This is a genomic window from Pontibacter sp. HJ8, assembly GCF_054824225.1.
On record NZ_JSYF01000529.1, the window covers coordinates 1 to 925 of the forward strand.

Consider the following 925-nt stretch of genomic DNA (forward strand, 5'->3'; position numbering starts at 1 on the left):
CTGAGTCTATGCTGGAATTACTGCTTTCTACCATTTGAAGCAATGGTAAAAACATTGCCAACCCTAATCCATCTAACACTCCGACAGCTAAACTTAAAAATAGAGATATTATGACTCTATGCTTTAAATGAGAATAGAAGTAGGAAAAGTATTGGAAGTTTTTTTTAATATACAATTTCAGTTTATTCACTTTCTGTATTTTCAGATATTAGTAGTTCTGCAATCATAAAGTCTATTTTATCATCTATGTCTATCGATGACTCTTTATCCATTATATACTTATCTTTTTGCAGGTTCGCAAGTCCTTTCAGCTTTAAGGCCTTAACACTAATTATATAAATTGCACCATTCAATTGATACACTTTAGGACAATCCTGCCTTCTTCCAAAATTGCCTTCCTTTGATTTCTTTAATTTACCTGTGCTGTCTTCTTCATATAATACATAATATGGATTCGCATCAGTTTCTTTTACTGACACAATCATTTCTGTATGAGGCTTTAATAGGTCCAGAGCTTCTTTAAGATGCTTGCCTGTTCTTAAAGGTGAAGTTACCTGAAGCAATACTACAACATCATAGGATTTGTACTGGCTTTCATAATATTGAATAGCATGGTCCAAGACTTGCTCCGCAGTTGCATGGTCAGTGGCCAATTCAGCAGGCCGAATAAAAGGGACTTTAACTCCATAATCTTCTACAACAGTAATGATTTCTTTATCATCTGTTGATACACATATGTCAGCTCCGTTACTGATCTCTCTTGCAGCATCTATAGTATAACAGATCAAAGGTTTTCCGTTAAGTAATTTGATATTCTTACCTGGCAACCCTTTTGAACCACCTCTTGCTGGAATCAAGAATAAAATATTCATTTAGAACTTAATATGGTGTATATCTTCCTGGGCCTTCTTAAAATCTTCATGCT

The 925-nt window shown here is 34.4% G+C and carries 1 protein-coding gene; it reads right to left on the reverse strand.

All coding sequences use genetic code 11. From position 1 onward, the window contains the following. Positions 1–182: 182 nt before the first annotated feature. Positions 183–872 carry an acylneuraminate cytidylyltransferase family protein gene (locus OB13_RS18920; RefSeq protein WP_461491747.1) on the reverse strand — a complete coding sequence of 230 codons (690 nt, stop codon included), beginning with the start codon at positions 870–872 and terminating at the stop codon, positions 183–185. Between the last annotated feature and the right edge of the window lie 53 nt (positions 873–925).

Bases quoted from the DNA above. Each gene is read 5' to 3' on its own strand.
- OB13_RS18920 (WP_461491747.1), bottom strand. From the start codon at position 872: ATGAATATTTTATTCTTGATTCCAGCAAGAGGTGGTTCAAAAGGGTTG.